This is a genomic window from Streptomyces sp. NPDC055632 (assembly GCF_053618675.1).
Map to the genome: position 1 here is coordinate 495,808 of NZ_JBSHHY010000001.1, position 16,221 is coordinate 512,028.

Sequence of the window (16,221 nt, forward strand, 5' to 3'; positions counted from 1 at the left end):
GGCCCCCACGGCACCGGCCCGCGCGGCGAGTTCGCGGGCCGCGTGGCACTGGTCACCGGTGCCGCCCAGGGCATCGGCGAGGCGGTGGTGCGCGCCCTCTCCGCGCGCGGAGCCACCGTCGCGGCGACCGACCGCTCGGAGCAGGAGCTCAAGCGGAGCGTCGCCCGGCTGTCCGAGGACACCGGCGCGGACCCGGCCGCCGGGCCGGTCGTCCCGTACCGGCTCGACGTCACCGCGGCGGACGACGTGGCGGAGACCGTGGAGCGCGTCTCGCGCGAACTCGGCCCCGTGGACATCCTGGTGAACGTCGCCGGGGTGCTGCGGACCGGACCGGCCGTCGAGACGACGGACCGCGACTGGGCGGACGTCTTCGCGGTCAACACGACCGGGGTCTTCCACCTGTCCCGCGCCGTCGTCGCCGGCATGGCCGACCGGGGCTCCGGCTCCGTGGTGACGGTCGCCTCCAACGCCGCGGGCGTGCCCCGCGCGGACATGAGCGTGTACGCCGCCTCCAAGGCGGCCGCCGTGGCCTTCACCAAGTGTCTGGGCCTGGAGGTGGCCGCCCGGGGCGTGCGCTGCAACGCCGTCTGTCCCGGTTCCACCGACACGCCGATGCAGCGCTCGCTCTGGGCCGGCGACTCCGTCCCCGGCAGCGTCCTCGACGGCGATCTCGCCGCCCACCGCACCGGCATACCCCTGCGCCGCATCGCCCAGCCGGAGGACATCGCGGAGGCGGTCGTCTTCCTCGCCTCCGACCGGGCCCGCCACATCACCATGCAGGACCTCTACGTCGACGGCGGCGCCACCCTGCGCTGACGGCCCGCGCGGCGCGGACCCCGGCCCGGGAGTCCGCGCCGCCCACCCACCTCACCGAACCAAGGAGCCCACCCGTGTCGACGGTCCCCCAGGTCGCCGCGCACCCGCCCGCGTCCGCCTCCATACCCGCGCCCTCCCCCGCGCCGCTCGCCGCGCCCGCGCCCGTCCCCGCGCCCGCGCCCGTCCGCTCCGCCCCCACGTCCTCGGCCGTCGGCGCCGCCACCGGACTGCTCGACGCCTTCCGCGCCGGCGACCGCTTCCTCGCCACGCCCACCCGGACCCTGCTCGCCCACGGCGTGCTGGGCGAGGTCCCGCACGGCACCGACCCGATCGCCGAGCGGGTGGCCGACGCCCTCGCCGAGGCCCGCGCCGGACGCCACGCCGCCCCCGTCGTGATGGGCGCCATCCCCTTCGACCAGGACGCCCCGGCCGCGCTCGTCGTGCCCGAGACGGTCCGCACCGGACCGGCCCTCGCCTCCGACCCGCTCGTCGCGCTGCCCGCCGACGCGCCCCGCGCCGGCGCCTGGACAGTCCGCCCCCATCCGGAGCCGGAGGCGTACGCCAAGGGCGTCGCCGCCGCCGTCGACCGCATGTGGAAGGGCGAGTTCAGCAAGGTGGTGCTCGCCCGCACCCTGGAGGTCACCGGCACCGACGAGCTGGACATCGCCGCCATGGTCCGCCGGCTCGCCCGCCGCGACCCCTGCGGCTACACCTTCGCGCTGCCCACCCACCCCGGCCGCACCCTGCTCGGAGCCAGCCCCGAACTCCTGGTGTCCCGGCGCGGCGACCGGCTCGTCTCCAACCCGCTGGCCGGCTCCACCCCCCGCAGCGACGACCTCGCCGAGGACGTGCGGCGCGCGGCGGCCCTCCTGGAGTCCGCCAAGGACCTGCACGAGCACGCGGTCGTCGTCGACGCCGTGCACCAGGCGATGGCCCCGTACTGCTCCTCCATCGACGTGCCCGCCCGGCCGTCGCTGATCCGCACCGCCGCCATGTGGCACCTCTCCACCACGGTCACCGGCACCCTGGCCCACCCCGAGGTGTCGGCCCTGGAGATCGCCTCCTCGCTCCACCCGACCCCGGCGGTCTGCGGCACCCCGACGCCGCTGGCCCGCGAGGTCATCCGGGAGACCGAGCCCTTCGACCGCGGCTTCTTCACCGGCATCGTCGGCTGGGGCGACGCGGACGGCAACGGCGAATGGGTCGTCACCATCCGCTGCGCCGAGACCGAGGAGCGGACCCTGCGCCTGTACGCGGGCGCCGGCGTCGTCGCCGCGTCCGTGCCGGAGGACGAGACCGCCGAGACCGCCGCGAAGTTCCGCACCTTCCTGCACGCCGTGGGAGCCGAGCTGTGACCGCTCCGACCCGTCCCTTGTCCCCCGGGGAGCCGTCCGGGGACGTCCCGTACACCGCCCCCACCTGGCCGGCGGAGTTCGCCGAGCGGTACCGGGCGGCCGGCTGGTGGGAGGGCGTCACCTTCGGGACGATGCTCCGCACCCGGGCCGAGGCGCACCCCGACCGCGTCGCCGTCGTCGACCACGCGGGCCCCGGCGGCGCCCGGCGCGCCTGGACCTACGCCGAACTCGACCTGCGCGCCGACCGGCTCGCGGCCGGCCTCGCGGCCCGGGGCATCGGCGCCGGCGACAAGGTCGTCGTCCAGCTGCCCAACGTCGCCGAGTTCCTCGAAGTGGTCTTCGCCCTCTTCCGCCTCGGCGCGCTGCCCGTCTTCGCGCTGCCCGCGCACCGCGAGTCGGAGATCTCCTACTTCTGCTCCTTCACCGGGGCCGCCGCCTATGTGATCCCCGACGTCCACGGCGGCTTCGACCACCGCGCCCTGGCGACCACGGTCCTCGCCCGCTCCCCCGAGCTGCGGCACGTGTTCGTCGTCGGCGAGGACGCCGGGGCCTTCGAGGCGCTGGCCGACGTCCCGGCCGAGCCCGTCGACCTGCCCGACCGCGACCCCTCCGAGACGGCGTTCCTCCAGCTCTCCGGCGGCAGCACCGGCGTGCCCAAGCTGATCCCCCGGACGCACGACGACTACGTCTACTCGCTGCGCGGCTCCGCCGAGATCTGCGCGCTCGACGAGGACGGCGTGTACCTGTGCGCGCTGCCCGCCGCCCACAACTTCCCGCTCTCCTCGCCCGGTTCGCTGGGCGCCCTGTACGCGGGCGGGCGGGTCGTCATGTGCCCGCGGCCGGCCCCCGACGTGGCGTTCCCGCTGATCCAGGACGAGGGCGTGACCATCACCGGCCTCGTGCCGCCGCTCGCGCTCGCCTGGATCGACGCCGCCCCCGGCTCCGCGTACGACCTCTCCACCCTCGACGTGCTCCTGGTCGGCGGCGCGAAGCTCTCCGACGAGGCGGCCCGCCGGGTCCGGCCCGCCCTGGGCTGCACCCTCCAGCAGGTCTTCGGGATGGCCGAGGGCCTGGTCTGCTACACCCGGCTCGACGACGACCCGGAGACGGTCGTCACCACCCAGGGCAGGCCGATCTCCCCCGACGACGAGATCAGGGTCGTCGACGACGAGGACGAGGACCTGCCGGTCGGCGCGACCGGCCACCTGCTGACCCGGGGGCCGTACACGATCCGCGGCTACTGGAACGCGCCGGAGCACAACGCCCGCGCGTTCACCGAGGACGGCTTCTACCGGACCGGCGACCTCGTCCGGCTCACCCCGAGCGGTCACCTGGTGGTCGAGGGGCGCGCCAAGGACCAGATCAACCGGGGCGGCGAGAAGATCGCGGCCGAGGAGGTCGAGAACCACCTCCTGGCCCACCCGTCGGTGCACGACGCCAACGTGGTGGCCGAGCCCGACCCGTACCTCGGCGAGCGCAGCTGCGCGTACGTGATCCGCCGTCAGGGCGCGGAAGGGGTCAAGGCACTGGTGCTCAAGCGCTTCGTGCGGGAGCGCGGGCTCGCCGCCTACAAGGTCCCCGACCGGATCGTCTTCGTCGACGCCTTCCCGACGACGGGCGTCGGCAAGATCTCCAAGAAGGACCTCCGCGCGGAGAGCGCGGGCACCTGACCGACCGCCTCCCGCACCCCCTGCCCCACCCTCCTCGAAACGGACCGTCATGAGCCTCCCCGCCGTCCCGCCCTACCCGATGCCCCGCCCCGACGACCTGCCGGCCAACCGGGTGGACTGGACCGTCGACCCGGACCGCGCCGTGCTCCTCGTGCACGACCTCCAGAACCACTTCCTCACCCCGTTCGACGCGGAGGCGGAGCCGCTCACCGCGCTGCTCGCCAATCTGAACCGGCTCCGCGAGGAGGCCGCCCGGCTCGGCGTGCCCGTCGTCTACACCGCCCAGCCCGGCGGGCAGACGCCCGAGCAGCGCGGCCTCCAGCAGGACTTCTGGGGCCCCGGCGTCCCGGACGACCCGCACGCCGTGGCCATCGCGGACGCCGTCGCGCCCGAGCCCGGCGACATCCGCCTCACCAAGTGGAAGTACAGCGCCTTCGTCCGCACCGACCTCCTGGAGCTGCTGCGCGAGCAGGGCCGCGACCAGCTCGTGGTCACGGGCGTGTACGCGCACATCGGGGTCCTGATGACGGCCTGCGACGCGTGGATGAGCGACATCCGGGCCTTCGTCGTCGCGGACGCCGTGGCCGACTTCTCCGAGCGCGAGCACCGGATGGCCCTGGAGTGGGCGGCGGGCCGCTGCGCCGTCGTCACGACGACCGACCGGGTGTTCTGACCCGCCGTGCGCCACGAAGAGGTCCCGGGCCACCCGGGAGTGGTGACGGCCCGCGTGTCGGAGGCCGCGGGCCCGGCCCGCGCGCTCGCGTCCGTGCTGGACGACGACGAGCGCGCCCGGGCCGCCCGCTTCCGGTTCCCGGCGGACGCGGACCGGCACCGGGTCGCCCACGTGCTGCTCCGGCTGGTCCTGGGCCGTCACGTGGGCGAGCCCCCCGGGCGGCTCGTCCTCCTCCGGCGGCCGTGCGCCGGCTGCGGCGGCCCGCACGGCAAGCCGTACCTCCGGGGCCACGACTCCGCGCACTTCTCGCTCTCCCACGCGGGGGACCGGGTCCTGGTGGCGGTCGCGCCGGTGCCGGTCGGCGTGGACGTCGAGGCGGTCCCGGAGGCCGGCCTGGTGCGGGACATGACGGGCGCCCTCCACCCGCGCGAGCGGGCGGAGCTGGACGCCCTCCCGGCCTCCGCCCGGCCGGCCGCGTTCGCCCGCTGCTGGACCCGGAAGGAGGCCGCGCTCAAGGCCTCGGGCACGGGCTTGGCGCGGGGCGCCGCCGAGCCGTACGCGGGCACCGCCGCCCGGCCGGCCCGGATCCCCGGCCTCCACCTCGTCGACCTGCCCCCGCTCGACGGCCACCTCGCCGCCCTGGCGCTGCTCTCCCCGCCCGAAAGGGCGTGACGCCCGGGGCCCGTTCGTCCGGCACGTAACACCCCTCCGGCCTTCCGCTCCGTGGCCCCCGGCCTCCCGGCGCACCGCGACCCTCCGTCGCCTCTCCGCCGCCACCCGGCCCCGGCATGCCGTTCACCCGCATGGCCCACAGGGTTCCGGGCACCCGGGGGAAGGGGTCTTGCGGGGGATCACGCGACGGAGAGGGAACCATCCATGGCTTCTGAAGTGTCACGGGCCTCCTCACCAGGCCCGGAAGAGTCGTCGACGGTCACCACCGCCGTCCCCTCCCGCCTCGACCGCCTGCCGTGGTCGCGGTGGCACTGGATGATCGTGATCGGCCTCGGCACCGTCTGGATCCTGGACGGCCTGGAGGTCACGATCGTCGGCAACGTCGCCGGCCGCATCGCCGAGGACGGCAGCGGCCTGGACATCACCGCCGCGCAGATCACCGGCGTCGCCGCGGCCCTGTACGTGGCGGGCGCCTGCTCGGGCGCCCTGTTCTTCGGCTGGCTGACCGACCGCTACGGCCGCAAACGCCTCTTCATGGTGACGCTGGTCGTCTATCTGGCGGCGACCGCGATGACGGCGCTGTCGTTCGAGACCTGGTGGTTCTTCCTCTTCCGGTTCCTCACCGGCTTCGGCATCGGCGGCGAGTACGCGGCCATCAACTCCGCCATCGACGAGCTGATCCCGTCGCACTACCGCGGCCGGGTCGACCTCATCATCAACGGGAGCTACTGGCTGGGCGCGATCGGCGGCTCCCTGCTGTCCATCGTGATGCTGGACACCGACATCTTCCCGAAGGACCTCGGCTGGCGGCTCAGCTTCGCCCTCGGCGTCGTCCTCGGCCTGGTCATCCTGCTGGTGCGCCGGCACGTCCCGGAGAGTCCGCGGTGGCAGTTCATCCACGGCCGGGGCGACGAGGCGGAGGAACTCGTCGGCGCCGTGGAGAAGGAGATCGAGGAGGAGAAGGGCGTCCGGCTGCCCCCGCCGGACCGCGAGATCACCATCCACCAGCGCAAGAGCATCGGCTTCGGCCTGATCGCCAAGACGGTCTTCCACTCCTACCCGCGCCGGGCGGTCCTCGGGCTCTCGCTCTTCATCGGGCAGGCGTTCCTCTACAACGCCATCACGTTCGGCTTCGGCACCATCCTGATCACGTTCTTCGACGTGCCCACGGGCAGCACCGGCTACTACTTCGCCGTGATCGCCGCGGGCAACTTCATGGGGCCGCTGCTGCTCGGCAAGCTCTTCGACACGGTCGGCCGCCGGATCATGATCTCGTCGACGTACCTGCTCTCCGGCATCCTCCTGTTCGGCACGGCCTGGCTCTTCGACCGCGGCTCGCTGACGGCCACGACGATGACGGCCTGCTGGTGCGTGGTGCTGTTCTTCGCGTCGGCGGGCGCCTCCAGCGCGTACCTGACGGTCTCCGAGATCTTCCCCATGGAGACCCGCGCGATGGCCATCGCCTTCTTCTACGCCCTCGGCACGGCGGCCGGCGGCATCAGCGGCCCGCTGCTCTTCGCGGACCTGACCGCGTCCGGCGTCGTCGGCGACACGGTCCTCGCCTTCCAGGTCGGAGCCGGGCTGATGTGCGCCGCCGGCCTCGTCGCCGCCTTCCTGGCGGTCAACGCCGAGCGCCGCTCCCTGGAGGACATCGCGGAGCCCCTGTCGACGGTGCGGCCGACCTCCTCCGCCGACGCCTGAGGTCCGGCGCCGGGCGCCCGACACCCGATGCCTCCGGGGGACGTTTGGATCCCCGAAATCGGCGCAAACGTTCGATGTAAGCGTTCGATAAGCACGGAACGGGCCGCACGGCACACGCGAAGGAGACGGGAACCATGGGAATCATCGCTTGGATCGTCATCGGACTGCTGGCGGGCCTCATCGCGAAGGCCCTGACCCCCGGGCGCGACCCGGGCGGGTTCATCATCACCACGCTGCTCGGCATCGCGGGCGGCCTCCTCGGCGGCTGGCTCGGCAAGGTGATCTTCGGGGTCGACTCCATCGACGGCTTCTTCGAGCTGTCGACCTGGATCGCGGCCATCATCGGCTCGGTGATCCTGCTCCTCCTCTACCGCCTCTTCACCGGCGGCTCGCGACGCCGCGCGTGACGGCGTGAGGCCAGGTCACCCGGCCCCCCGCACGATCCGCGCACGACGCGCGCACGGCCCTCCCCGGGCCCCGCACACGGCCCCGCCCCCGGTTCCCCCGAGGGCGGGGCCGACGCGCGTCCGGCGGCCGGAGGTCCGCTCCCCCGGTCCGTCCGCTACCGTGGGGCGCGCTTTCCGCCCGGGCCGACCGCGCCCGGGCGCTCCGTCCCGCACACCGAGGAGGTCCGTGTGTCGCCCGTCACTTCCACCGGCGCGCCCGCGGGCCACGGCGTTCCGCCGACGCCCCGAAAATCCGCCGGACGCGCCCGGCCGACCCCCGCTTCCCGGATCTTTTCCGGAAAGCCGGGGGATTTCTGTTATCGGCCCGGCGCCCGGCGGTCTCCCATGTGTTGGCCCCCGAGGACGACCGGAACAGGCAGGGTGATTCGAGCATGAGTACACAGCAGCTCACGGAGCTGGTCAGGGCCGCGCAGAGCGGGGATCCGCAGGCGCAGGACCGCCTCCTCACCCACCACCTGCCGCTGGTCTACAACATCGTGGGCCGGGCGATGAACGGCCACCACGACGTGGACGACGTCGTGCAGGAGACGATGCTGCGGGCGCTCGCCGGGCTCGGCGACCTGCGCGCCCCGGACAGCTTCAGGTCCTGGCTGGTGGCCATCGCGATGAACGTCGTCCGGGGCCACTGGCACCGGCAGCAGAACTCCTTCGTCACGGGCGGCCTCGACGACGCCCGCGACCTCCCGCAGCCGGGCGCCGACTTCGTCGGCCTGACCGTGGTCCGGCTGAACCTCTCCGGCCAGCGGCGCGAGACCGCCGAGGCGACCCGCTGGCTGGAGCCGGACGACAGGGCCCTGCTGTCCCTGTGGTGGCTGGAGTGCACGGGCGACCTGACCCGTCACGAGGTGGCCTCGGCCCTCCAGCTCTCCCCGGAGCACACGGCGGTGCGCGTCCAGCGCATGAAGGCGCAGTTGGACGCCGCCCGTGTCGTCGTGCGGGCCCTCACCGAGAACCCGCTCTGCCCCGACCTGCGGTACGAGCTCGGCGGATGGGACGGGCGCCCCTCCGGGCTCTGGCGCAAGCGAATAGCCAGGCACGCCCGCGCGTGCGCCCACTGCGCCGGCCTGTCCCACGGCCTCTACCCGGCCGAGGGCCTGCTCGCCGGACTGCTCCTCGTCCCCCCGGCCGGACTGCTGCTCGCGGCCTTCCGCGAGCGGGCGGGCCTCGACCTCGCCACCGCGACCGCCCCGCTCGGCACCCCCGCGTACGAGCCGGTCTCGTACGGACAGATGCCGTCCGGACAGGCTTCGTACGGGCAGACCCCTTACGGGCAGGCCTCGTACGGGCAGGCCTCGTACGAGCAGGCGGGAACGGCCGGCCACCAGGGCGGTCACCAGCAGCCGGGACCGACCGACCACGGAATACCCCAGGCCGGCGGATACGCCCACGAACCGTCCGAATACGCCCACGAATCGGCGGAGTACGCGTACGAGCCGCTGGAGCCGGCCGGGTACGAGTCGGCGGGAGCGGCCGGACCGGGCTCATCGCCCACCGTCGGCGCCCGCGGCGCCCGCGCCACGCGCCGCCGCCGGCGGGAGCAGCAGCAGCGCGGGCGCCGGCGCGTGGCCATCGCCGCGAGCATGGCGGTGGCCGCCGTCACCGGAGGGGCCTTCACCCTGGTCAACGGTCCCGACGAGGACGACCTGACGGCCCTGGACGCGCCGCGCGCCTCGACCGTGGACCTCACGGTCCCCGCGTCGGCCCCGGCCGGGGGCTCGACGGCGACCACCGCCTCGGCCGCGGTCACGCCCACGGCCACGCCGTCGGGCACGCCCCGCCCCAGCAGGACCGTCTCCGCCAAGCCCAAGGCCACCCCGTCCGCCTCGGCTCCGGCCACCACGACGGCCGCCGCCCCGCAAACCTCGCGGCCGGCCGTGGCCAAGCCGACCCGCAGGCCCACCCAGGCGCCCGTCACGAAGGAGCCGACGACCCCGAGCCGCCCCACGGCCACGAAGCAGGACTCCGGCCACAGCTCCGTCGAGGAGCAGGTGATCGCCCTGGTCAACGCCGAGCGGGCCAAGGAGGGCTGCGGCGCCGTCACCGGGAACTCCCTCCTGGCCAGGGCCGCCCAGGGCCACTCCGACGACATGGCCGCGCGGGACTTCTTCGACCACACCAACCCGGACGGCGCCGGACCCGGCGAGCGCGTCACGGCCACCGGGTACGGCTGGTCCACCTACGGCGAGAACATCGCGATGGGCCAGCGGACGGCGGAGCAGGTGATGGAGTCCTGGATGAACAGCCCCGGCCACCGCGCGAACATACTGAACTGCTCGTTCAAGGAGCTGGGCGTCGGCCTGCACACGGGCGACGGCGGCCCCTACTGGACCCAGGTCTTCGGCGCGCGCTGACCCGGGGTCCCGCGCCGGGTCCGGCACCGGGGTTACGGTCGGCGGCATGGTTGGTGATCGTCAAGGGTGGCTCCGGTGCCTGCTCGGCGGGGCCGTGTTCGTCGTGGGCATGGCCGGCACCACGCTGCCGACCCCGCTCTACCCGCTCTACCAGGAGAAGTTCGGGTTCTCCGAGCTGACGGTGACCGTGGTGTACGCCGTGTACGCCTTCGGGGTCATCGGAGTGCTGCTCCTGGCGGGCAACGCCTCGGACACGGTCGGCAGACGCCCGACGCTGCTGTGGGGCCTCGGGTTCGCGGTGGCGAGCGCCGTCTGCTTCCTGTGCGCCGACGGCCTGGGGTGGCTGTACGCGGGCCGGCTGCTCTCGGGCCTGTCGGCGGGGCTGTTCACGGGCGCCGCCACCGCCTACGTCATGGACCTGGCGCCGCCGGGCGGCGCGTCCCGGGCGACGCTCGTGGCGACGGCCGCCAACATGGGCGGCCTCGGCTGCGGCCCCCTGCTCGCGGGACTGCTCGCGGAGTACGCCCCCGAGCCGCTGCTGCTCCCGTTCGCCGTGCACCTCGCCCTGGCGGTCCTTTCGGCCGTCGTCGTCCTGCGGCTGCCGGAGACCGTGCGGGAGGTCCGGCCCCCGTCCGCCGTACGGCCCCGGTGGCCCGCCCTGCCCGCGCCGGTCCGCCCGGTGTTCGTGCCCGCGGCGCTCGCCTCCTTCGTGGGCTTCGCCCTGTTCGGGGTGTTCACCTCGGTCAGCCCCGCCTTCCTGGCGCGCTTCCTGCACGTGGACAACCACGCCGTGACCGGTCTGGTCGTGGCCCTCGCCTTCTTCTCCTCCACCGCCGGGCAGCTCGCCGTCGGCCGCGTCGGGGTGCCCCGGTCCCTGCCCCTGGGCTGCGCCGTGCTCTTCGCCGGCCTGGCCCTCCTGGCGGGCGCGCTCGCCACCGAGCTGTTCGCGCTCGTCGTCCTGGCCGCCGTCGTCGGCGGCACCGGACAGGGCCTGACCTTCCGCGCGGCCCTGTCCGCCGTCGCCGGGGCCGCGCCGGAGGACCGGCGCGCGGCGGTGATCTCGACCCTGTTCCTGGTCGCGTACACGGGGATCTCGCTCCCCGTGATCGGCGTCGGCCTCCTGAGCGGGCCGCTCGGTCTGGAGCGGGCCGGCCTGGTGTTCACCGGCTGCATGCTGCTGCTCGTGGCCTGCGCCGCCGCCTATCTGCTCCGGCGGCCGGTGGGGGCGGGGACCCGGTAGGACGGCGAGGACCTCACGGCAGGAGCTCGACGTACCCGTCGGTGCCGTGCACGCGGATCCGCCGCCCGTCCTCGATCAGCCGGGTGGCCCCGGCCACGCCCACGACGGCCGGCAGGCCGTACTCCCGGGCGATCACCGCCCCGTGGGTCATCAGGCCGCCGACCTCCGTGACCAGACCCGCGATGCCGACGAACACGGGCGACCAGCTGGGGTCGGTGAAGGCCGTGACCAGGATGTCGCCCGCTTCGAGGTCGGCCTCCTCCATGTCGAGGACGACGCGGGCCCTGCCCTCGACGGTGCCGGCGGAGACCGGCAGCCCGGCGAGGGCGCCGTCCGGCACGTCGTCCCGCCGGTAGGACCCGTCGAGGGCCTCGCCGTCCGAGGTCAGCACCCGGGGCGGGGTGAGCGCCCGGTACGCCCGGAACGCCTCCTCGCGCCGCCGGATAAGCCCCTCGTCCACCCGCCCCGTGCGCACGGCCTCGTGGAACTCCTGGAACGTGAGGTGGAAGACGTCCTCCGCCGCGGCGAGGACACCGGCCCGCACGAGCCGCCCGGCCTCTTCCATCAGGGCCCGCTTGTAGACGAAGGAGCGGCTGACGATGTCGTACTTCGGATACTCGCGGTATCCGGCGAAGGTCCGGACCCGGTCGATCATCCGCTTGGTCTCGTCGGCCTTCCGCTCCCCGTCGGGCAGGGCCCGCAGGCGGGTCAGGACGTCCCGCTCCTTCCTCCGCGCCTCCCGCAGCCCCTTCTCGAAGCGCCGCTCGGCGGCGCCCGGCCCGAAGTTCCTGACGTTGTCGAGGATCGCGGGCACGAGGGCGGTGGGGCGCTCGCGCCAGCGCGGCCGCGTGATGTCGATCTCGCCGACGCAGCGCATGCCGTACCGGTCGAGGTAGGCCTCCAGGGCGTCGCGCGCCCCGGTCCCGCCGGGGAGCTTCGGCAGCTCGTCGAGGAAGCCGTCGTCCTCGGCGTCCTCCAGGAAGGCCACGACCTCCGGGTGGGGGCGGATCGCGTCGGCGACGTCGAGCAGGGCGAGGCCCATCTCCGACGTGACGTTGTCGGGGGCGGACAGCGTCAGCGCGTCGGCCGCGTTCTTCTCGCCCAGCCATTCGAAGAGCTTGTCGTTGAGCCACCAGGTGGCCTCCGTGCCCGCCGTGAGCACCTGGAAGCTCAGCGGATCGCCGAGGACCCGCTTGTGCTCCTCGAAGGCTTCGAGGAGGAAGTCGAACAGCTCCGGTCCGCTCTTCGTCCGGATGTCGCGCTCCAGGGCGGCGACGGACGCCCGGCTGCGTTCGATCAGCCCGGTGACGATCGCCGGGTCGGTCCCGACGGAGGCGGGCGCCCCGCCGGCCGCGGGCGCGCCGGGACCGGCGTCCGGCAGCGACGGGACGAAGCCGTCGCGGTCGAGGACGGTCTCCAGGGCGTCCCGGATCAGCGGGTCGCCCTTCCCGATGACCTCCAGGAGGCCGGCGCGGCTCGCGGGCGAGGCCAGGCGCCGGGTGACGTCGACGAACAGCCTCCCGCCGGCCTCGTGCATCGGCACCATGGCCGTGAGCTGCCACATGGAGTACCCCAGGGGCTTCATGGCGTCGGTCATCATCTGCTGGTGCCCGACCGAGACGTAGACGTGGTTCTCCCCGTCGCCGGCCTCGGGAACGGGGAACAGCGTGGTGATCGGCCGGCTCTGGACGATCACGAAGTCGTCGTCGACCAGACACCACTCGATGTCCTGCGGACGGCCGAAGTGCGCCTCGATCCGCCGCCCGAGCCGCACGAGCCGCACGACCTGCTCGTGCGTCAGCGCCGGCCGCTCCCGCTCCTCCGCGTCGACCGCCACCTCCCGCGTGCCGCCGCCGGGCAGGGGACGGAGGGCGTGCCGTTTGGCGGCGATCGTCGCGGCGACGACCCGGTCGTCCCGCACGGTGAAGACGTCCGGGTTCACCAGGCCGGAGACCAGGGCCTCGCCGAGCCCGAGTCCGGCGTCCACCGTGGCGGTCCTCCGGTCGCCCGTGACGGGGTCGGCCGTGAACAGGACGCCGGCCGCGCGGGGGAAGGCCATCCGCTGGACGACCACGGCCATGCGGACCGTGCGGTGGTCGATGCCGTTGCGGTGGCGGTAGACGACGGCCCGCTCGGTGAACAGCGAGGCCCAGCAGCGGCTGACGTGCCGGAGGACCTCCTCCGCGCCCACGACGTTCAGGTGACTGTCCTGCTGGCCGGCGAAGGAGGCCGTCGGCAGGTCCTCCGCCGTGGCGCTGGAGCGGACGGCGTAGGCGTCGTGCTCGCCGAACCGAGCGAGCGCGCCGGTGACCGCCTCCGCGACGTCGTCCGGGACGGCGACCGCCTCGACGGCGCCGCGGATCTCCGCGCAGACCGCACGGATCGCGTCCCGGTCGTCCCGGTCCTCCGGGTCCAGGAGGGACAGCCGGTCGAGCAGCCCGTCGAGCGCCGGCGTCCGCTCCACGACCCGCCGGAAGGCCTCCGTCGTCACGCAGAATCCGGCCGGTACGCGGACGCCGTCGAGCCGCGACAGCGCACCCAGGTGCGCGCCCTTGCCGCCGACGAGCGCGATCGGCGTCTCGTCGGTCTCCTGGAGGTCCCACACGTACCGCGCGTTCATCGCGCTCCTCTTTTCCGCAGGTCGTGGCCGAGCCCGACGATTCTGCGCCACGACGGGGGCCTTGCCGCAAGTCCCCCGGTGCGCTATAAGTTGAGCATGGCGAGGAGAGCGATCTCCTCGCCTTCGTCGTTCCCTCTCCGGGCCCTCTACGGGCCCTCTGTGGTCCTTCTGCGGTCCTTCTCCGGGCGGATCGGGACGCCGGGGCGTTGTCAGTGGGGCCCTATAGCTTCGGAGTTGTTCGAGAAGCTGTGCGAGAGGGGCGGACTCATGGGTGTCCGGCATGCGTTGAGGGTCGTACTGGTCGACGTGAACGCCGAGGTGGTGGCGGCCTGGCGGTCCGCGTTCGCGGACACGCCCGAGGTCGAGATCCGGCGGGGCTCCCTCCTGGACGTCGACGCCGACGCGTGGGTGTCCCCCACCAATGCCAGGGGCCTGATGGACGGCGGCGTCGACGCCGTCGTCAAGCGGTACCTCGGCGCCGGCATCCAGGTGCGGGTGCAGCGGGCGATCCGCGAGCGGTTCGGCGGGAGCCTGCCTGTGGGCAGCGCGGTGTGCGTCCCCTCCGGGGCCGCCGTGCCCCGCTATCTGATCTCGACGCCGACCATGCGCCAGTCCTCGCAGGACGTCGGCGAGACCATGAACGTGGCCCTGGCGTGCGCGGCCGCGTTCCAGGCGGTGCACCTGCAGAACCGGGCGGAGCCCGGCAGCGTCCGGTCGGTGGCGCTGGTGGGTCTGGGGGCGCAGACGGGGCGGGTGCCCGCGCAGGTGTGCGCCAATCTGATGTGGACGGGCTACACCCTGTTCCACGACCACGGGTTCGCGGACTACGACGAGTTGAGGGCCGCGGTACTGGGGCAGCTCGACGACATCCGGGGAGCGGGGTCCGCGCGGCGGGTCCGGATCGACGTGCCGCGACGGCCTTCCTTTCGCCGCTGACCCGAAGGCGCCGCAGGCCCCGCAGGCCGACGCCGTCCCCACCGACGCCGTCCCCACCGACTCCGCCCCCTCCGTACCGAATCCCGGGAGTTCCGCCCCCATGAGCGATGCCGACGTCTCCGCCGCGGGTGATCCGCTGAAGCTGGCCGAGCTGTTCACCGGTGGCGGCGAGCCGTGGCTGCCGCTGCTCGCCCCGGTGATCGGGGCGCAGCCGGGGGCCGCCGACTTCATCGGCCCGGGGCGGAGCCCGGAGGTGGTGCCGGTGAGGGAGCTGACGTTCCAGGCCCTCAAGCCGCATCCGCCGCACAAGTGGAAGGTGGTCGCCTTCGGCCAGAACCCGTATCCGCGGGCGGAGAGCGCGACCGGCATCGCGATGTTCGACAACACCTTCAACGACTGGAAGGACAGCCAGTTCGGCCGGGTGGTCAGCATCCGCTGCATCATCAAGGCCGCCGCGATGTGGAAGTACGGCATCGTCAAGAAGACGCCGATCGCCGACGTCCGGGCCCTGTTGAAGAAGGAGGACACGGTCCCGCCGCCGGAGTGGTTCCAGGCGATGCTGACCCAGGGCGTGCTGCTGCTCAACGCGTCCCTGACGGCGAGCGCGGACGGGTCGGTGCCGACCGACCGGCACACCGCGTTCTGGCGGCCCGTGGCCGAGCAGATCGTGGAGGAGATCCTCCGGGCCAAGCAGGAGGCCCCGGAGGAGGACCGGGGCGTGGTGTTCGCCTGGTGGGGCGCGCACGCCCGGAACCTGAAGCGGGTCGTCCAGCGGCTGGAGAAGAAGTACCCGGGGGTCGAGGTCCGGCACCTGGACCACGCGAATCCGGCGGCGCAGGGGGACGTCTTCTGCGAGGGCGACCACTTCGCCCGGGTGAACGACGCCCTGGCGGCGGTGGGGGCCGAGCCGGTCGACTGGCTTCCGGTGAAGGGCTGGGACCGGGAGGCGGCGGGGTCCGGAGCACCGGAGGGCGGTGGGGTCGCGGAGCGGATGGGGGCGTTCATCGCCTCGACGATGGAGCTGCACCAGCTCTATCTGGAGCGGCTCACGAGCGTCAAGGACGAGGGGCTCGTCCTGCCGCCGATCACCGGCGTGTTCGACACGCCGCTGATGGACTTCCGGAAGGCCGTCGAGCCGGTGGCGCGGGTGCTCCGGAAGCTGGACGGGCACATCGAGCGGTCGAGCCGGTTCGGGGAGGCCAGGGCCGCGTCGGCGGAGGACGCCGGCGGGCTGTCCGCCGACGCGATCTCGGCGCTCCACCTGTACACGTGCGAGTCGGCGTTCTACCGCGAGATCAACGCCGTGCTGCGGTCCCCGGACCGGGAGCGGCTGGTGCCGTACCTGCCGTACCTGCGGCTGCTGTTCTCGGCGGTGGCGGAGCTGCCGGCGCGGAAGGAGCCCCTGTGGCGGGGCGTGGCCCTCGACCTGCGGTCGCAGTACCCGGTGGGGCGGACGGTGACCTGGTGGGGCGTCTCCTCGTGCACGTCCGAACCGGCCGTGGCCCGGGGGTTCCTGGGGAACCGGGGCAAGCGGACCCTGTTCGAGGTGACGCCGGCGAGGGCGGTGGGGATCCGGCGGTTCTCCGCGTTCACCGGCGAGGAGGAGTACATCCTCACGCCGGGCACCCGACTGGAGGTGACGGAGGTGAAGGCCGAGCGCGGGGGCCTGTGCACCGTGCGGCTGATGGAGCTGGAGGGCCCGGGCCCGGTGTCCTGAGCG

The 16,221-nt window shown here is 74.0% G+C and carries 12 protein-coding genes; 11 read left to right on the forward strand and 1 reads right to left on the reverse strand.

Annotated elements, in window-relative coordinates; all coding sequences use genetic code 11:
- Window positions 1–42 precede the first annotated feature (42 nt).
- From ACWGSR_RS02085 to ACWGSR_RS02125, 9 genes are all read left to right on the forward strand, one after another.
- On the forward strand, window positions 43–816 hold the full coding sequence (locus ACWGSR_RS02085) for a 2,3-dihydro-2,3-dihydroxybenzoate dehydrogenase (RefSeq protein ID WP_376232294.1): 774 nt from the start codon (window positions 43–45) through the stop codon (window positions 814–816).
- 227 nt (window positions 817–1,043) lie between these two features.
- Window positions 1,044–2,171 (forward strand): isochorismate synthase DhbC, encoded by a 1,128-nt coding sequence (dhbC, locus tag ACWGSR_RS02090; protein ID WP_376232296.1) that lies wholly within the window; start codon window positions 1,044–1,046, stop codon window positions 2,169–2,171.
- Entirely contained in the window at window positions 2,168–3,841 is a 1,674-nt protein-coding gene (locus ACWGSR_RS02095) for a (2,3-dihydroxybenzoyl)adenylate synthase (protein ID WP_453563022.1), read from the forward strand. The genes dhbC and ACWGSR_RS02095 overlap by 4 nt, the downstream gene beginning before the upstream one ends.
- A 49-nt stretch (window positions 3,842–3,890) precedes the next feature.
- Window positions 3,891–4,514 carry an isochorismatase family protein gene (locus ACWGSR_RS02100; protein WP_383429027.1) on the forward strand — a complete coding sequence of 208 codons (624 nt, stop codon included), beginning with the start codon at window positions 3,891–3,893 and terminating at the stop codon, window positions 4,512–4,514.
- Window positions 4,515–4,520: 6 nt separating this feature from the next.
- Complete coding sequence (locus ACWGSR_RS02105) at window positions 4,521–5,186, forward strand: 4'-phosphopantetheinyl transferase family protein (protein ID WP_453563024.1); 666 nt, start codon at window positions 4,521–4,523, stop codon at window positions 5,184–5,186.
- A 204-nt stretch (window positions 5,187–5,390) separates the two neighbouring features.
- Window positions 5,391–6,887 (forward strand): MFS transporter, encoded by a 1,497-nt coding sequence (locus tag ACWGSR_RS02110; protein WP_453563026.1) that lies wholly within the window; start codon window positions 5,391–5,393, stop codon window positions 6,885–6,887.
- Window positions 6,888–7,021: 134 nt separating this feature from the next.
- On the forward strand, window positions 7,022–7,294 hold the full coding sequence (locus ACWGSR_RS02115) for a GlsB/YeaQ/YmgE family stress response membrane protein (RefSeq protein ID WP_376232205.1): 273 nt from the start codon (window positions 7,022–7,024) through the stop codon (window positions 7,292–7,294).
- Between the two features lie 431 nt (window positions 7,295–7,725).
- Window positions 7,726–9,705 carry a sigma-70 family RNA polymerase sigma factor gene (locus tag ACWGSR_RS02120; RefSeq protein ID WP_453563028.1) on the forward strand — a complete coding sequence of 660 codons (1,980 nt, stop codon included), beginning with the start codon at window positions 7,726–7,728 and terminating at the stop codon, window positions 9,703–9,705.
- Window positions 9,706–9,751: 46 nt separating this feature from the next.
- Window positions 9,752–10,945 carry an MFS transporter gene (locus tag ACWGSR_RS02125; RefSeq protein WP_376232208.1) on the forward strand — a complete coding sequence of 398 codons (1,194 nt, stop codon included), beginning with the start codon at window positions 9,752–9,754 and terminating at the stop codon, window positions 10,943–10,945.
- A gap of 13 nt (window positions 10,946–10,958) precedes the next feature.
- On the opposite strand, the gene rph is transcribed toward ACWGSR_RS02125, so the two are convergent.
- Window positions 10,959–13,565 (reverse strand): rifamycin-inactivating phosphotransferase, encoded by a 2,607-nt coding sequence (gene rph / locus ACWGSR_RS02130; protein WP_453563030.1) that lies wholly within the window; start codon window positions 13,563–13,565, stop codon window positions 10,959–10,961.
- Window positions 13,566–13,832: 267 nt separating this feature from the next.
- Between rph and ACWGSR_RS02135 the strand changes: the two genes are divergently transcribed.
- Both ACWGSR_RS02135 and ACWGSR_RS02140 read left to right on the forward strand, forming a co-directional pair.
- Window positions 13,833–14,501: a macro domain-containing protein gene (locus tag ACWGSR_RS02135; RefSeq protein WP_376232211.1), complete on the forward strand. Its 669-nt coding sequence runs from the start codon at window positions 13,833–13,835 to the stop codon at window positions 14,499–14,501.
- A 100-nt stretch (window positions 14,502–14,601) separates the two neighbouring features.
- Window positions 14,602–16,218, forward strand: a complete 1,617-nt coding sequence (locus ACWGSR_RS02140) for an ADP-ribosyltransferase domain-containing protein (protein WP_453563032.1) — start codon at window positions 14,602–14,604, stop codon at window positions 16,216–16,218.
- Window positions 16,219–16,221: the final 3 nt, after the last annotated feature.

Bases quoted from the DNA above. Each gene is read 5' to 3' on its own strand.
- ACWGSR_RS02115 (WP_376232205.1), top strand. From the start codon at position 7,022: ATGGGAATCATCGCTTGGATCGTCATCGGACTGCTGGCGGGCCTCATC.
- ACWGSR_RS02110 (WP_453563026.1), top strand. From the start codon at position 5,391: ATGGCTTCTGAAGTGTCACGGGCCTCCTCACCAGGCCCGGAAGAGTCG.
- ACWGSR_RS02125 (WP_376232208.1), top strand. From the start codon at position 9,752: ATGGTTGGTGATCGTCAAGGGTGGCTCCGGTGCCTGCTCGGCGGGGCC.
- ACWGSR_RS02140 (WP_453563032.1), top strand. From the start codon at position 14,602: ATGAGCGATGCCGACGTCTCCGCCGCGGGTGATCCGCTGAAGCTGGCC.
- rph (WP_453563030.1), bottom strand. From the start codon at position 13,565: ATGAACGCGCGGTACGTGTGGGACCTCCAGGAGACCGACGAGACGCCG.
- ACWGSR_RS02100 (WP_383429027.1), top strand. From the start codon at position 3,891: ATGAGCCTCCCCGCCGTCCCGCCCTACCCGATGCCCCGCCCCGACGAC.
- ACWGSR_RS02120 (WP_453563028.1), top strand. From the start codon at position 7,726: ATGAGTACACAGCAGCTCACGGAGCTGGTCAGGGCCGCGCAGAGCGGG.
- ACWGSR_RS02135 (WP_376232211.1), top strand. From the start codon at position 13,833: ATGGGTGTCCGGCATGCGTTGAGGGTCGTACTGGTCGACGTGAACGCC.